This window comes from Methylobacterium oryzae (assembly GCF_021398735.1).
In the GTDB taxonomy this organism is placed as follows: Bacteria; Pseudomonadota; Alphaproteobacteria; order Rhizobiales; family Beijerinckiaceae; genus Methylobacterium.
Window position 1 is genome coordinate 1,508,073 of sequence record NZ_CP090349.1, and the last position, 15,714, is coordinate 1,523,786.

15 protein-coding genes and 3 tRNA genes are annotated in these 15,714 nt (G+C 67.6%); 7 read left to right on the plus strand and 11 right to left on the minus strand.

All coding sequences use genetic code 11. The features are described from left to right. The first annotated feature begins 144 nt into the window (after positions 1-144). A complete protein-coding gene (locus tag LXM90_RS07180) occupies positions 145-633 on the plus strand; it encodes an Lrp/AsnC family transcriptional regulator (RefSeq protein ID WP_020092868.1) in 489 nt (162 codons plus the stop codon). A gap of 234 nt (positions 634-867) precedes the next feature. Here the strand turns inward: LXM90_RS07180 and LXM90_RS07185 are convergent. The 3 genes from LXM90_RS07185 to LXM90_RS07195 form a co-directional block, all read right to left on the minus strand. Then, positions 868-943: transfer RNA gene (locus LXM90_RS07185), tRNA-Ala, on the minus strand. Between the two features lie 55 nt (positions 944-998). Then, a tRNA-Ala gene (locus tag LXM90_RS07190) sits at positions 999-1,074 on the minus strand. Between the two features lie 153 nt (positions 1,075-1,227). Beyond that, complete coding sequence (locus tag LXM90_RS07195; RefSeq protein ID WP_026604880.1) at positions 1,228-1,614, minus strand: TIGR02300 family protein; 387 nt, start codon at positions 1,612-1,614, stop codon at positions 1,228-1,230. A 267-nt stretch (positions 1,615-1,881) separates the two neighbouring features. On the opposite strand from LXM90_RS07195, the gene aroA reads away from it, so the two are divergent. The 5 genes from aroA (at position 1,882) to LXM90_RS07220 (ending at position 5,629) form a co-directional block, all read left to right on the plus strand. Next, positions 1,882-3,231: a 3-phosphoshikimate 1-carboxyvinyltransferase gene (aroA, locus tag LXM90_RS07200; RefSeq protein ID WP_020092866.1), complete on the plus strand. Its 1,350-nt coding sequence runs from the start codon at positions 1,882-1,884 to the stop codon at positions 3,229-3,231. Positions 3,232-3,236: 5 nt separating this feature from the next. Then, the gene (gene cmk / locus LXM90_RS07205; RefSeq protein WP_051123743.1) at positions 3,237-3,875 is read left to right on the plus strand and encodes a (d)CMP kinase; all 639 of its coding nucleotides are present in this window, start codon (positions 3,237-3,239) and stop codon (positions 3,873-3,875) included. A 92-nt stretch (positions 3,876-3,967) separates the two neighbouring features. Continuing rightward, positions 3,968-4,043: transfer RNA gene (locus tag LXM90_RS07210), tRNA-Lys, on the plus strand. 185 nt (positions 4,044-4,228) lie between these two features. Further along, positions 4,229-4,798, plus strand: a complete 570-nt coding sequence (locus LXM90_RS07215; RefSeq protein ID WP_234082180.1) for a hypothetical protein — start codon at positions 4,229-4,231, stop codon at positions 4,796-4,798. Positions 4,799-5,005: 207 nt separating this feature from the next. Beyond that, entirely contained in the window at positions 5,006-5,629 is a 624-nt protein-coding gene (locus LXM90_RS07220; RefSeq protein ID WP_234082182.1) for a hypothetical protein, read from the plus strand. A gap of 210 nt (positions 5,630-5,839) precedes the next feature. Here LXM90_RS07220 and LXM90_RS07225 read toward each other — a convergent pair whose 3' ends face one another. The 8 genes from LXM90_RS07225 to LXM90_RS07260 form a co-directional block, all read right to left on the minus strand. Then, positions 5,840-9,154, minus strand: a complete 3,315-nt coding sequence (locus LXM90_RS07225) for a phage tail length tape measure family protein (protein WP_234082183.1) — start codon at positions 9,152-9,154, stop codon at positions 5,840-5,842. 8 nt (positions 9,155-9,162) lie between these two features. Beyond that, complete coding sequence (locus LXM90_RS07230) at positions 9,163-9,468, minus strand: hypothetical protein (RefSeq protein ID WP_234082186.1); 306 nt, start codon at positions 9,466-9,468, stop codon at positions 9,163-9,165. After that, positions 9,465-10,088 carry a hypothetical protein gene (locus LXM90_RS07235; protein ID WP_234082188.1) on the minus strand — a complete coding sequence of 208 codons (624 nt, stop codon included), beginning with the start codon at positions 10,086-10,088 and terminating at the stop codon, positions 9,465-9,467. The genes LXM90_RS07230 and LXM90_RS07235 overlap by 4 nt, the downstream gene beginning before the upstream one ends. Positions 10,089-10,092: 4 nt before the next feature. Further along, on the minus strand, positions 10,093-10,350 hold the full coding sequence (locus tag LXM90_RS07240) for a hypothetical protein (protein WP_234082190.1): 258 nt from the start codon (positions 10,348-10,350) through the stop codon (positions 10,093-10,095). 67 nt (positions 10,351-10,417) lie between these two features. Continuing rightward, positions 10,418-11,668 carry a phage major capsid protein gene (locus tag LXM90_RS07245; RefSeq protein WP_234082192.1) on the minus strand — a complete coding sequence of 417 codons (1,251 nt, stop codon included), beginning with the start codon at positions 11,666-11,668 and terminating at the stop codon, positions 10,418-10,420. A gap of 8 nt (positions 11,669-11,676) precedes the next feature. After that, complete coding sequence (locus LXM90_RS07250) at positions 11,677-12,357, minus strand: HK97 family phage prohead protease (RefSeq protein WP_234082194.1); 681 nt, start codon at positions 12,355-12,357, stop codon at positions 11,677-11,679. Next, positions 12,354-13,529: a phage portal protein gene (locus LXM90_RS07255; protein ID WP_234082197.1), complete on the minus strand. Its 1,176-nt coding sequence runs from the start codon at positions 13,527-13,529 to the stop codon at positions 12,354-12,356. Before LXM90_RS07255 ends, LXM90_RS07250 begins: the two co-directional genes overlap by 4 nt. A 68-nt stretch (positions 13,530-13,597) precedes the next feature. After that, the gene (locus LXM90_RS07260) at positions 13,598-15,259 is read right to left on the minus strand and encodes a terminase large subunit (protein WP_234082199.1); all 1,662 of its coding nucleotides are present in this window, start codon (positions 15,257-15,259) and stop codon (positions 13,598-13,600) included. A 53-nt stretch (positions 15,260-15,312) separates the two neighbouring features. On the opposite strand from LXM90_RS07260, the gene LXM90_RS07265 reads away from it, so the two are divergent. Then, entirely contained in the window at positions 15,313-15,603 is a 291-nt protein-coding gene (locus LXM90_RS07265; protein ID WP_234082202.1) for a hypothetical protein, read from the plus strand. Positions 15,604-15,714 lie beyond the last annotated feature (111 nt).

Sequence of the window (15,714 nt, forward strand, 5' to 3'; positions counted from 1 at the left end):
ATCGCGGCGGCGGGACATGCCGGATATTTGCCGCGATGCCGGGGCTCGCGGATTGATATTCCGAGATGCGGGCTGTAGGCGGCAAAACATGCCGCATCCTGCGCCCCGGACCGCGCACGCGGCTCCCGACCGGAGACCGATCGCATGCCCGCCCGACCGGCCGCCCTCGACGCCGCGAGCCTGCGCATCCTCGAGTGCCTGCAGCAGGACAGCGAGATCAGCATCGCGGATCTCGCGGAGCGGGTCGGCCTGTCGACGTCGCCGTGCTGGCGACGCGTCAACGACCTGAAGGAGGCGGGGGTGATCCGCGGCTGCGTGGCGGTGGTCGACCCGCTGAGCCTCGGGCTCGCGGTCAACGTCTTCGTCCACGTGTCGCTTGAGAAGCAGACCCAGGCCGCGCTCCAGGCCTTCGACGAGGCGGTGCGCAGCCGCCCGGAGGTGATGGAGTGCTACCTGATGAGCGGCGAGGCCGACTACATGCTGCGCGTCGTCGTCGAGGATCTGGGCCAGTACCAGAAGCTCGTCCTCGACCACCTCACGCGGATCCCCGGCGTGGCCAACATCCGCTCGAGCTTCGCCCTGGGGCAGGTGAAGTACACGACCGCGCTGCCGCTCGGTCACCTGACCCGCTGAGCCGGATTGATACAGCGAGGAGTCCCGATGCGGGCCTGGTCGGCCGGGACGGGTTCCGCCTGAAACCCTCGGGCGATGTCCTCTCCGCCATCACGAGCAACGCGTGGTGACTCAGGACCGCGCGACCTCAGTCGTCGCGCCTACGGGATCGCTTCGCTGCGCGCAGGGACGGTGCTGTGGGGATCTGCCTGATAGCGCGGAAGGCCGGGACGGCCGCGTCGCGCACGCGAGGAATGGTGGAGCCTAACGGGATCGAACCGATGACCTCTTCCATGCCATGGAAGCGCTCTCCCAGCTGAGCTAAGGCCCCATATTTTTAAACGCGGTCCGCGTCCCCGACAGGGCCGCGTCGCGCGAGGGTGGGATGGTGGAGCCTAACGGGATCGAACCGATGACCTCTTCCATGCCATGGAAGCGCTCTCCCAGCTGAGCTAAGGCCCCACTTTTTACATCCACCGCGGTTTGGGTACCGCGGGGTCTCGCCGGTCCGGGTCGCGGTCGGCGAGGCCGGTTCTATAGGCGGCTCGCATCGCGGACTCAACCCCCTTTTTCGCTGCCGCCGGGGGTTTTTGGTCGGGAGAGACGGAGGCCGCCTCAGCCCTCCTCGTCGTTCTCGATATCGCCGTCGATCAGGTCGGAGACGTCGTCGTCGCCGGAATCCTCTTCCTCCAGGAAGGTATCGTCGTCGGAGGATTCCCCGTCCTCGACCGAGTCGTCCTCGGGCGTGGGATCGGCGTCGTCCTCGGCGGCCTCGACCTCGTCGAGGGAGACCATCTCCGGGCCCTTCTCGTCCGTCTCGTCCTCATCGTCGGTGTTGGCCGGGCCCCGCGACAGCGCCGGGGGGGCCGCACGGCTGGAGGTGGCCACCGCCTGATAGACCGCGCCGCATTTCGGGCAGACCGCGGGATCGCGGGCGAGGTCGTAGAACTTCGCGCCGCAGCTCATGCACTGGCGCTTCAAGCCAAGTTCCGGTCGGGCCACGGGCGGACACCTCGTCGTCAGTACTGTCTCGGGGGAGGCGCCCCGTTAGTCGCGGTGAAAGCGCCTGTCAATCGAGCCCGCGCAGGGCGTTTCGGGCGGCGCGCCCCCGCGTGCGGCGCCCGGGATCGGCGCGGGCAGCGGATGGATGACGGCGGGCGGTGCCCGTGTTAACGGCGCGGCGATTTCACCGTCCGATTGCAGCGCCGCGGCAGGGCCGCGCGACGCGCCGGATCCAGGCCCACGTCTCAGAGCCCGAACGGACGTCCCGTGTCGCACGATTCGACCCCCCAGCCCCTCACAGCCGCGCCGGGCGCCCCGCTGCGCGGACGCCTGCGCCCGCCCGGCGACAAGTCGATCTCGCACCGGTCGATGATCCTCGGCCTGCTCAGCCAGGGCGAGACGCGGGTCGAGGGCCTGCTGGAGGGCGACGACGTCCTGCGCACCGCCGCCGCCGCGAAGGCGCTCGGGGCAGGGGTCGAGCGCCTCGGGGCCGGGAGCTGGCGGGTCCGGGGCGTCGGGATCGGCGGCCTCGGCGACCCGGCCGAGGTTCTCGATTTCGGCAATGCCGGCACCGGTTCGCGGCTGATGATGGGCGTGGTCGGCGGGCAGCCGGTGACCGCGACCTTCGACGGCGACGCCTCCCTGCGCTCGCGGCCGATGCGCCGCATCCTCGACCCTCTCACCCGGATGGGCACGCAGGTCCTGGCCGAGGCCGAGGGCGGACGCGTGCCCCTGACCCTGCGGGGTCCCAGGGAGGCGATCCCGATCACCTACGAGACCCCGGCGGCCTCCGCGCAGATCAAGTCGGCGGTCCTACTGGCCGGCCTCAACGCCCCCGGCGTCACGACCGTGATCGAGGCGGCCGCGACCCGCGACCACACCGAGCGGATGCTGCGCCTGTTCGGCGCCGCGGTCAGCGTCGAGCCGCACGGTCCGGGCGGCCACGGCCGCAAGGTCGCGCTGACGGGCCAGCCGACCCTGCGCGGCACCGACGTGGTGGTGCCGGCCGACCCCTCCTCGGCGGCGTTCCCGCTGGTGGCGGCGCTGATCGTGCCCGGCTCCGACGTGGTGATCGAGGGCGTGATGATGAACCCGCTGCGCATCGGGCTGATCACGACGCTCCTCGAGATGGGCGCGCAGATCGAGCGCGTGGCCGAGCGGGAGGAGGGCGGCGAGACCGTAGCCGACCTGCGCGTGCGCGCGAGCCGCCTGACCGGCGTCGACGTCCCGGCCGAGCGGGCGCCCGCGATGATCGACGAGTACCCGGTGCTGGCGGTGGCGGCGAGCTTCGCCGAGGGCCGGACCCGGATGAACGGCCTGCACGAGCTGCGGGTGAAGGAATCGGACCGCCTCGCGGCCGTGGCGGCCGGGCTCGCCGCGAACCGCGTCCGCCACGCGGTCGAGGGCGACGATCTCGTGGTCGAGGGCGACGGCACCGCGGCGCCGGGCGGCGGGACGGTGGCGACCCACCTCGACCACCGCATCGCCATGGCGTTCCTGGTGATGGGGCTCGCGGCGCGGAACCCGGTCACGGTGGATGACGGCGCGATGATCGCCACGAGCTTCCCGAGCTTCCTTCCGACCATGCAGGCCCTCGGCGGCCAGATCGGGGCGTGACCGCCATGCCGCTCGTCATCGCGATCGACGGACCGGCCGCGTCCGGCAAGGGTACCCTCGCCAAGCGTCTGGCCGACCATTACGGCCTGCCGCATCTCGACACCGGGCTCCTCTACCGGGCGGTGGCGCTTGCCCTGATCGACGCCGGTCTGTCGCTGGACGATGCCGCCGCCGCGGCGCGGGCGGCCCAGGCCCTCGACGCCGGTCGGCTCGACGATCCGCGCCTGCGCGAGCGGGCAATGGGCGAGGCGGCCTCCCGCGTCTCGTCGGTGCCGGAGGTCCGCGCCGGGCTGCTCGCGTGGCAGCGCCGCTTCGCCGCCGACCCGCAGGGGGCGGTGCTCGACGGGCGCGACATCGGCACGGTCGTGTGCCCCGAGGCCGCGGTGAAGCTGTTCATCACCGCCTCGTCCGAGGAGCGTGCCCGCCGCCGCCACCGCGAGCTGGCCGGCCGCGGCGAGGCAGCGACCTTCGCGGCGATCCTGGCCGACATCGAGGCCCGCGACGCCCGGGACGCGTCGCGCAGCGCCGCCCCCCTGCGCATGGCCGAGGACGCGGTCCGGCTCGACACCACCGAGCTCGACGCGGACGCGGCCTTCGACGAGGCCCGGGACATCGTCGAGCGGACCCGCGGCGACGCGGCCTGAGGGTTGTCCACCTCCGTCGTGTTGACCCCCCGGTCCCGCTCACCTATTGCGGACGCGCCGTCCCCGACGGGCCGCCGCGCGGCCCGGGACGCGAGCGCGTAGCTCAGCTGGTAGAGCAACGGACTTTTAATCTGTAGGTCCTGGGTTCGAGTCCCAGCGCGCTCACCACAGATTTCACCCGCTAGGTCAGCGACTTAGCGGGTTTTTCATTGCCTGAAACACGCTGCCTGTGGACTGCAACACGCTGCAACACCACCTGAGGTTTTACAACGGGTTACCACCCAGCGTAGGCTGCTCCGAGCAACACGGATCGAACACGTCCGCATCTACCCGAGCAGCTTCCGAGAGGCAGGATGTTCAACCATTTTCCGCACTCTGATGTGGATATCGTAGCGCCCGACGGGACCGTTCGTTCTCGCATCAGTGCCATGGTTGATTCGAAGCAGGTCACCATTCCCGATCCAACAGTGGTCATTCACGCTGGCGACGAAATCAGGCGCACTATACCAAACGGCACTGAGGAGGTTTTCGAGGTACTCGAGGTAAATTATCAGGAAAAGTTCCACGTCATTCCGGCGCACCTCATAATTAAAACCCGCAGGAAGGGCGCGTTCAAGGCAAAGACGGGCGGCAATTACAGTTTTCACGTTCATGGACCGAATGCTAGAATAAATTTCAACTCCGTGGACAATTCTCAAAATTATGCAGGTGAGACAAATATCTTCAAAGATATACGCGCGGCGTTCAGGCGTGAGCTACATGATGTGGAAGAGCTACGGCGCGTCGAATTGCTACTCAGTGACCTTGAGGCTGCAAAGGGCGAAGACCGAAGGCTGAAGTTCAACAACTTTGTCCAGCAAGCAGCAAATTATATGACGATCGCCGCCCCGTTTATCCCCGCACTGACAGATTACATCAAGTAGGTTTTGTTGATGCCTGATAAAATGTTTCTCGAGTCATACCCATTGTACAGGCCTTTTAAATTTGCGGCCCCAAGTATGTTGCATCAACTCCCTAGGCCGGCCATTAATTTCGAATGCCCTCAATGCAAGTCAAATCAGACGTATAATATTCGGCACGGTCGATACGTAGGTCAAGAGCACGGCCATAGAGATTGTACAGGAACTGCCGTGCATGCAGTTTATGTATGCAATGGCTGCGGAAAAGATCTTCGTGAGTTTTTTCTGCATTTTTCTGACGACCGGAATAAAGTTACAAAAATCGGACAGTTTCCACCGAGAACTATAAAATCTAATGTAGACGTTGAGAAATTACTTGGCGAGCATCCGGAGTATTTGCGTAGAGGGCAAATTTGTGAAGAGCAGAGTTATGGAATAGCAGCATTCGCATATTATCGTCGTATTGTGGAAGAAGTCATTGACGAGCTTCTGGCGAAGGTTTCAGGCCTGATTGATCCGGCTGAGCTCGCGACATACCAGGAGGCTCTCGATCGCGTCAAAACCACTCGTGTTGCCGCAGAAAAGATTGATCTAGTAAAGGATATGCTCCCTTCGATTCTTAGGCCCGACGGCATCAATCCTCTGAGGGCGCTACACGAAGCCTTGAGCGAAGGTCTGCATTCGCAGACAGATGAGGAATGTCTCGAATTGGCGGAAATTGTTCGTGATAGCTTGGTGTTTCTTGCAACGCAGATTAATATCTCGACTGCAGCATCTGCTAATTTTACATCTGGCATGAAAAAGTTGCTTGAAAAGAAAGCAGCGCGGAATGCGAGTCAGGAAGGAGCCGCTTAGCTTAAGCCTGCGCAATGTCGGTTAGTCCCATTCTCCGCGCCGCAGCCTGAGCCTGCCGGATCATGTTGAGGTGACGGTTCCGGACGCGGGACGCTGCGGTGTCGAGCCGGGACCGGTAGAACGCGACCAACGCACGAAGGCGCGGGCCGCTTTCACCGGCCGGCATCCGCTCCAACTCCGCCACGTCGGGAATGGCCTGGTGTTGGCGCATCAGCCGAAGCTCTTCCGTGCGAGGGCTTGCCGTTCAAACTGCGTCCGGTCGCGCTCCGAGTTGCTCTGAGCCGTGACGGCAGTAGCGACCCGCGCCGCGATGTGCTCCGCGTCCGCCCGGGTCAGGTTCGATCCTCGGAAGTCGTAGAAGTGGGACACGCCGCTCGACTGGCCGCCGCTGTCGTTGGCTGCTGGAGCCGGAGTGAGCGGCGCCGGGTTGCTCGGCATCGGTACGAAGCCGCCCTCCGCGAAGCCACGCAACCCGCTGATGCCGTCGAAGAATCCGGTGCCGTACTGCCGCACGACGTGAGCGGGCATGACGTATTCTCCGGCGTGGACGATGCCTGCCGGCTGGTACTTCCCGCCGTCGCCGGTGTACCCGCCCTCCGCGAAGCCGAAGAGCGAGCCGAGGCCACCCAGGAGGCCGCCACCGCCACCGCGGAATGCCGAGCCGATGATGGAGTCCAGCGCGCCGCCGATCAGCTTGTCGCCGATCCGGGAAAGGGAATTGCCGAAGGCGCTTGCCGCCGAGGTGCCGTGGCTGAGCGCCGTGGCGAAGCCGGTTGCGGCGTCCGTGAGAGTCGACCGCGCATCGCTGAGCATGGCGTTCTGGCGGGCCTCGCCGATGAACGCCTGAGCCTGCGGGCTGGTGGTGTCTCCGAAGGCCGAGCGCGCCCGGCTGTAGGCACTCTGGTCGTACCGGTCGCGTCCGAGCTGATCCCGCTCAAATTCCAGATCCCGGCCGGCCCGGGTGCCCGCGAGGGCGCGCGTTGCGCTGGCCATCGCCGCGGCCGTCTTGGCGAATTCGTCCCGGAGCTGTGGGGTGATCTCCCGACCCTGGCTGATCGCCTCGTTCAGAAGCTGCTGCTGGCGCGTGGCGGCGTCGAGCGCCTCGCCGTTCCGGCCGAGGAACTGGCTGTTGAGTTGAACGAGCCGGTTTTCGTTATCTAGCGCCCGGGACCGGGCATCATCGCCAGCGATCTCCTGTCCGGTGGTCGGCATATTCCGAAATCGTTGGACCTCGGCGAAGGCCCTGCGCGCCGCGGCCGAATTGCCGGAGGTGCCCGGTCCGTCGTGATAGAGCCCATACGCGAGCGCCTCGTCCCCGTTGGCCTGGTCGAGCCGATCGCGGAGGTAGCGCGCACCGCCGAGCACGTTCTGGCGGGGATCAGTCGGGTCGACCCCCAATTCCCGCGCGGTCCCGGGCTGGAGCTGCATCAGGCCGTAGGCGTGCGAGGTCGGGAAATTCCGGTTGGCCGCCGCAGTCGGGTTGAAGCGGGACTCGGCGTAGGAGACACCCAACAGAAGGTCGAGGGGGACGCCGGTCTGTGACGCCGCATCGAGATAGTGCTGGCGAAGGTTCTCCGGCACCCTGTTGATCAGCCCGCTGCGCCCCGTCTCCGAGAACGTGGCCTCGCGCTGCGCGGTCTGGAGCCGGGTGACCCGCTCGAGCTCCATGGACTGCATCTGCTCGAAGCGCTTGGACGGCTCAAGGTTCTGCGCCTCGAGCATGCGCTGGCGGTTGGCGAATTCGAACTCGATCTCAGCCGAGGTCCGGCCGAGACCAGAGCGCCCGACCTGGCTGGCATCGAACTGCGCCCGCCGGAGGCTGTCTGCCATGGCTGAGCCGCCCGACCGCAGATCCTCTGCAATCCGGCGCGCCGAAGCCTCGAAGCCCTCCATGGTCCGCCGGCTCTCGCCGTTCGGGTCAATCACGCCGGCGGCGAGCTCGGTCCTGATCCGCGTGGCCGCGTCCTGGGCCTTCTTGAGCGCCTCGCTCTCGGGATTGGCGCCCTGGACGAGGCGGTTCACCGCGAGGCTGCGCTGTCCCAGATCCTTTGCACGCCCTTCCGCGGCTGCCTTGTCGATCTCGGCCTGGACCTTCGCGATGTCCGACCGGATCTGGTTTTCATCGAACCCAAGGAGCGAGTCGAACAGGCCGCCGGCCGTGCCCCTGTTCCGCTGGCGAAAATCGAGCTGCCCCTGGAGCGCCTTCAGCCGCTCCTCAGCAGCACCGCCGCCGAGTCCGCGATCGATGAAGGCGCCGATCTGGTCGAACTCGTTCGAGGTGTTGCGGCTGAATTCCTGCCACTGCCGGGAGAAGAACCCGAGGCGCGCGTCCGCCTTCTCCACGCTGCCGGCGAAGGCGTCGAACAGGGCCCGCTGTGCACCGAGTCGGTTGCCCTGTGCGTCGAGGCGCTGAATGGTCTCCTGCGATGTGGCGTCTAGGAAGCCAAGCTGCGCATTCAGTTTTTCCGCGCCGGCCGTGGGATCCGCAAACGCCGCCGCCAGCGCCTTCGTGGCGTCGGGAAGGTCCTGTCGGGTGGTGGCGGCATAGTCCTTCGCCGCACCGAGGAGGCGGGCATACATCTCCGAGCCGATGCGGCCGGTCGAGGCGAACTCGCCCGCCATGTCCCGGGCCGCCGACACGCTGAGCCCCGCCGGGCCGGCCGACGCCGCGGCGATGGCGTTGATTTGGCCGACGCTGGTCCCGCTCGCCCGGCCCATGCCGGCGAGGGACAGGGACAGTTCCTTCTGCTGGTCGCGGTAGGCGCTCAGCGCCGCGATGCCGGTCCCCACGACGGCCGTAGCCGCACCGATCGCGCCGCCAACAACACCGACCCGTGCCGCCAGCGCTGAGGCCGCCTCGCTGGCCTGTGCGAACGCGCCCCGCACGCTCGCGCCGCCCGGCCCGCCGAAGACCTGGGCGATTTGGGGGCCCTGCTGAAAGGCAACGGTGGAGAGGTTGCTGCCACTTCCGAGGGACGAGACCACATCGCTCGCCTGGAACGCGAGGTTCTGGACCTGATCGGCACGGAGTCGACGGTTCTCGTTAGCCGCGGAAGGAGAGCCCGAACCGCCAAGCGATCCGAGCCGACGACCCGCGTCGATATTCTCAAGCGCCCGAGATCCTTGATCGCCGAGCTCACGCCAAGCCTGCCGCTGCGCCTGCGCGGCTCGCATCGCCGCCTGTTCGATGCCGTTATAGCGCGCCTGTACGAGGCTCATCGTGCGCTCGTAGGCAGCCGCATCCGTCACACCTTGTTGGAAGGCGCGATCCACCGTCCGCGTGGCGCGCTCCAGCATCTGCTGCTGCCGAACCATCGGGTCGATCTTGGCGAGCAGCCGGTCATATGCGCTCGCGGCGCTCAGCGTGCGGCGGCTGGCAACCTCCGTCGTGACGCTAGCGGCCTCCGCGGCAGCGCCCAGGCGGGTCTGCGCGGCGGCAACGGAGTCCGCGTCCGAGCGCACCTTGTCGGCGCCCTCGGACCGGTACTGCACCGTGACACGGCGGATGGACTCGATCGTCGGCATCGGCGAGCCTATGCGTTGCCGGCAGCCGGACGGGCTGCAAGCGAGTGATGGGCAAGGCGGGCGCTGGCCGCCCGCTGGAAGCTGCTTAGGAAGGCCTTCACCCACGCGGGTGGAGTCCCGGCTTCGAGATAGGTTCGGCCCACGCTGGCCGCCGCGTCGAGCATGCGAGCGGTCGCGGCGTCGATCCGGGCCTCGTCCAACATCTCGACCTCGGAAAGCTCCGCGAAGTGCTTCGCGGTCGCGTCCACGGCTTCGATCGCCATGGCCCGGCCAGCGGCCTTCAGATCGGATCGGGTGCGGAGCGGGATCGTCATGGCCAGTACCGCACGAACGGCACCAGGAGCTGCTCGGCCTCTGGGGATGGCAGGCTGTCACCCGCACCCGGGACCCACCACGAGGTCTGGCCAAGGCCGTCGTTGCTCTCGCTCTTCACGGTCGGATCCCGGCCGCGCAGGCTGAGATACGTGGCCACGATCATGATCGCGGCTCGCTCGACGGAATCGGGGAGCGTCTGGGCCGGGGCATTCGCGCCGTCCTGCGGCAGCACGTAGCCCGCCCGGTAGTCCACCGTCAGGAAGCTGCCCCACCATGGCACCACGCGGCCGTCGGGCTCGATGCGCTGAAGCCGACCCGCCTCTGAGACGCGATACTCACTCGGGTCGAAGGTGACGCCGATACTGCGGACGGCGATCACTTCCACGACGGGCCCGCGGGACAGCAGCGGACCATCCTCACCGCAATCGCGGTCGCTGAACGTTTCACGATAGGAGGCGACCCCGAACGGGCGCCGGCAGTGCTCCGCAATCACGCGGGACGCCTGTCCGATCAGCACCGTGGCGGCCGCATCATCGGCGCTGCCGAAGCCGAGCAGCGCCTTTGCACGAGCGAGGGTCGTCAACGCGGTGGACGTGCCAGGAGTGATGACAGTCAGCATGGCGCTACCGGACCTTCCGCGGGCGGCCAAGCGGCTTCCGGCCGGGCTTCGCGGCGGGCGCCGGGCTCGTCTTGTTGGCCGGGGTTGGCGCGGGCTTCGTGTCCGGGATGGGGGCGGCCTTCTCGACGTCGCAGGGCTCGACAAGGTGGTTGCGGATCAGGTCCGTGGCGCGATCGTCGCTCACCGTCAGCACATCGCCGGGGCGTGCGAAGGCGTGGTGCGATCCGTTGTTGAAGGGTCGAAGGACGCGGACGTGAGGCATGATCGCCCTCCTGGCAGGATGGAGGGGCCGGCACGGAGCGCCGACCCCGTTCTCGCGGTCGGGGGCGCTACTCGGCGTCGAAGGTGCCGTGCACGAAGCTCTCGGGACGGTAGACGGCGAGCGCAAGCCGCTCTTCCGCCCGGATCGCCACCATGTTGCGGGTGAAGAAGTCCGCGTGCTCCGTCGACACCTCGACGTTGGCGATCTCGCGATCGAACACCTGCGCGGCGATGTTGAAGGCGCCGACCATGAAGTGGTCGTCCGCCATCGCGTTCGTGTCGACGACCGGCAGGCCCCAGAGGTTGCGGCCGTTGTTGATCGCCGGGTTGCTCCAGATGTACCCGCCGGTGGTGTCCTTCATGAGCTCGATGTCGGCCCAGTCGGCCGGGCTCATGACGATGCCGGAGGCGCGGAACTCCGCGATCCGCACCTGGAGGATGGCGCGCCGGATCGTGTCGATCTTGGTGTCACCCGTCTTGCGCAGGCCGGCGCTGAACGGGGTGGCCTGCGGCAGGAGACCCAGCAGGTTCTGCCCGGTGCCGTCGCCGGCCAGGAGCTGCTGCTCCTCGACGAACAGGAGGCCGTAGGTCGCCCGCGCATCGATGTAGCTCTGGAGCGCGGGCACATCGTCCAGCACCTGCTTCGACGCGGCAAACCAATGCGCGATCGTCCGCACGTTGGCGGTCTTCACGCCGAGCGCGAGATCCGACTGCGGCTTGAGCGCCATCTCGGCGACGGGCGCTGCGTTGTTCTGGAATCCGGTCTCCTGGACGTATTCCAGCGCGTTGCTCGCCGTGCGGCCCGCCGCCAGCAGGTCGCGAATGGTGAAGGGCCGCTCGGCTGGAACCAGGATGCCGGGAAGGCGGTCCGGCCGGATGGCGCTGCCCGCGGCGCCGGTGCCGGTGGTCCCGCTGTTGATCGTGGTGACGGCCTTCACCTGCATGCGGGCGACGCCGCGGCCCTTCTCGGCGAGAGCCTTGAAGTCGGCCGTGTCGGTGAACTGCTCGCCCACCGACTTCCGAGCGGGACCGTCGCCGGGGCGGCGGGCCGACTTCTGTTCCAGCTCCAGGAGGCGCGCGGCGAGCTGGCCGGACTCGGAGAGCACCTTGTCGAGAGCCGCCTTCGTGTCGTCCAGGATCTTGCCGTGCGACTTGATCTCGGAATCGGCCTTGTCGGCGAAGCTCTTGATCTCGCGATCGCGGGTCTCCAGCGCCGTCATGATCTCGCGGAAGCCGCCGGCCTCGCCGCCCTGACCGCCGCCGGCATCCTTCCGGCCGTATTCGCGGTGTCCCGCGACGATGGGGGTATGCATATTCATTGTGCTGCTCACTTCGGGAGGGAGAAGCTGCTCAGGCGCGCCACCAGGGCCGCCGCTGCAGCAGGATCCGCCTGTGGGTGGTCCGTCTCCCGACGGCTCCACGCCTTGAAGCCGCGGTCGGCGATGTCCGCGGCCTCCGAGCGCGAGAACCCCACCTTCTCCCGAAGGACGGTCTCGAACTCGCGATCTGTGATGCGCTCGCCTGCCGCGAGCTTCGCCTTCACCACGTCGACCCGGGCATCATCGTGCGCGGGGTCGGTGACGACGCTGGCTTCCCGAAGGTCCAGGGCGGTCAGCGTGCGGACGCGCTCGGCTTCGTTGAACGTGTCGGCGACGACGTAATAGCCGATGGACAGGCCGGAGATTGCGCCGGCGGCCATGCCGCGCTGTGCAATCCGGGCGTACGGCGCCACGTCGGTCCAGAGCGTGCCTTCGCCGTAGAGGCCCTTGGCATCCTCTTCGAGCTTGTCCCAGACACCGATCGGCTCGTCCATTCGGTGCTGCCAGCAGATCGGCACCTTGCGGCCGGCGGCCTTGGTCGCAGCGAGGCTCGCAGCAAAGGCCCCGGGGGCGACCACCTCGCGGTAGACGTCGGGCGTGCCGAACACGCTGACGTAGCCGGAGAAGTGGCCCTCCGCGTCGGGGGCGGCTTTGATTGCGAGCGGGAAAGCGCGGCGCTTCACGTTCACTGGTGCTCTCCGTTGTTGGCGGGCGGCACCTCGCGCGTCGGCGCGATGATCGTCCCCAGCTTCTCGAGCGGCACGAGATTCGACTGCGCGGTGAGCACATCTCCACCGGGCTCCGGCGGTAGGTTCTCCAGGCGGCGGATCTCGTTCCGCTTCATCCACCCATTCTGTGCAGCCGAGGCGTAGAGCTTCGCCCGCGCGTCGCTGTCCGCCCGCAGCAAGCCTTCGAGGCTGAACTCGGCCCACACGGTGCCGCGCTCGCCGGGCGCGATGAGCGCCTTGTTCATGCTGGCTTCGATCCGGCGCAGCAGCGGCCCCAGCGAGGTCGTGAGCCACGACAGCACGATGGTCTCGATGCCAGTACCCCAGGCCGTGACGCCGTTCGCCGCATGACCCACCAGGATGGGCGGGATGCCGAAGAGCCGGCAGATTTCCTCGATGTGCAGGCCGCGGGTGGCCAACAGCTCCGCGTCCTTCAGCGGCATTGTGATCGGCTGCCAGGTGAAGGCGTCACCCTCTAGGATGCCGATGCGCCCGGCATTTTCGGCCCCCTGCATCGGCTCCACGAGCACCTTGCGGGCCTGCGCACGCTGCGGCTCGGTGAGCTGATTCTTGGACAGGAAGAAGCCGCCGGGCTTCATGCCGTTGGCGAAGGTGCGCGCCGCCGCCTCATCGGTCGCCATGGCGAGGCCGAGCGCCTGGCGCCCGTACTGGATCGGTGACAGGCCGAGGTCGCCACCAACGCCGAAGGCCCGCAGATGCCAGATCTCGGCGGCGCTGTAGGTCTCGCGGCCGCGCGGCTCGCTGTAGATGTACTGCAGCTCGTAGGTTTCCGGATCGCGCCGGACCGTCATCCGCTCCGGTGACAGGAAGGTCAGAGCGCGAATCTGCCCCGCCGATTCCGTCTTCAGGGCGAAGGCATTGCCCCAAAGCATCAGGGCGGACAGCATCCCCTCGAGGAACTCGACGGGCGTCTGATCCGCGTTCGGCGATTGCTTGAGGACAACGGCGAGGGGGTGGGAGGGCTGCCGCTCGTGCGCCCCACCACTGCCCTCGCGATAGACGTTCACCGGGAGCGTCGAGATGGTCGAGGCCGTGAGGCGGATGCAGGCGAGCGCCGTCGCGATCTGAAGCGTCGACTCCGCCGTCACCGGCTTCCCGGTCCACGTGCCCATTCCGGCCCAGGTGGACCACGCCGCGGTGTCCCGAAGGCCGAGAGCCCGGCCGATGCGCGAGATGATGCTCATGCCCACACCATCCCGCTCAGGATCTCGTTGACGTCGATCCGCGGAGCGCCCTGGAACCGCTTGGCGAGGCTCAGTGCCATCAGCAGCGCCACCGCGCCGTCGATCCGGACGGGCCCACGCGCCTCGCTCTTCGGCTTGTCGATCTTCAGATTGCCGGCGGGGTCGCTGACCGTGATCGCGCTGACCACGCTGGCCGTCAGCACCGGGTGTCCGCCGTGATGCAGCCGGCCCGTCAGAGCCAGTTCGGCGAACCACTCGATCGCCGGCGACATGCTCGCGTAGCCTTGGCCGAACGCCTCCAGCGGGGCCGGGAACTCGGCATCGAGATCGGCGAGGTCGGCCTTGAAATCGTCGATCCGCCAGCGGTCATAGGCGACCGCCTGGATATCGAACTCACGGGCGAGCCGCCCCATCGTGTCGGCGATGTAGCGGTAGCGGATGGTCGGGCCCGGAATCGCTGTCATGTGGCCGGCCGCGATCCACTCCCGGAACCGCTGCTGCTCCGCAGGGCGGCGTGCGCCGAGCTGATCCGCAGGCGTCCAGAAGAACGGCAAAACCGCGAAGGGCCCCTCGTCCTCATCCGCCGGGAACACCAGCACCAGGGCGGTGAGGTCGTGCTTCCCAGACAGATCCAGGCCGGCGAAGCACTTCCGGCCGGCGAGCGCCGCCCGATCAACCGGCACGCTGCCGCGCCGCCACGTCCCTACGGTCACGATGCGGGCCTCTTCGTTGGCGTCGACCCGCTGATTCAGGCGAAGGTTTCGGAACGAGGGCTCGAAAGCGGGCATCCGCCGGGCCCGGGCCGCCGCCTCGCGCATCTCCTCCAGGCTCAGGTACTTTCCGAGCGCCGGATTGCAGTGGAACCACGTCTCCTCCGACCAGGGATCGGCCTCCGGCGACGCGGCGAGGAGTTGGACGAAGATGCTCCGGTCGTCCCGGCGCAGGCCGTCGTCGATCAGCTGCGAGAGGGCGTGCGTGTCGCTCGGCGCTTGGGTCGAGATGATGAGGCCCAACCCCTCAGCGCGCTTGCCAAGCCCGTTGATGAGGTTGTCGAGGAGCTCGCGGTCCCGGGCTTGCGCCAACTCATCGTAGACGAACAGCGTGGGGCTGAGACCGTGCGCGCGGCGGGCGTCGGCGCTCAGCGCCTCGTACACCGAGCCCGCGCCCTGGCCAGACAGCACCTCGATCTTCTTCTGGAAGCGCTGGATGTTCACCCGGGCGGCGAACTCGGGCACCTGCAGGATGATCGCCTCGGCCTCTGCGAAAATGATCGCGGCCTGCTGCCGGTCGATCGCGCCGGAATAGACCTCTCCGCGGACCTCGCTTTCGGGTCCCAGCAGGTGCGCCAGCACCAGCCCGGCCACGAGACCGGACTTGCCGTTGCCCTTCGGCATGCTCTGAATGCCGATGCGCCGCCGCCGCCGGCCCTTCGCGTCGAGGTCGCCGTAGATCGCAGTGACGAATTCGACCTGCGCCGGCAGGAGGCGCATCCGCTTTCCGGCGAGCGGCCCCTTCGTGATGGGAAGCCATTGCAGGAACGCGATTACGCGCGCTGCCCGGCCGAGCCCCTTCCGGAGCCACGGCAGGCGCCGCCGCGTGGCCGCGACCGCCTCGCGCGCCGCCTTCAGCCGGCCGGCTCCTGGTCCGCGAGCGCCCATCAGTCGGCTGCTCCAGTGCCGCAACGCTTGACCGGCCGCTCGGAACGTGCGGTATGCGCCGCCTCCTCCTGCGGAGCAAAGCCATGGATATTGCTAAGATCATCGGCAAGCTGGACGCCGAAATCGCAAGCCGCTCGGATCTTCGTTTCGGCATTAAGGTCGGCTCTGACGTTTATCATGAGCTCGCCAGGGCCGGAAAACTTAAGGTTTCGACCTTTACCGCACTCGGTCTCGGCGCCTTCCCGATGGAATTCATGACCTACGACGGGAAAGTTCACATCTTCGAAGACCCCTTCGTATCTGGCGACGACGTCGTCATCGGTGCGCCGCGCAGCAATTCCTGAGGAAACTAATTCTGCGGGCGGGTCCCCATGCGGTCCACGCTCCCCTGCGCGTCGACTTCCAACCCGCCCCCCCTCTCTCGCATCGGAGAGGGTCATCAGGTCGTCGGGATG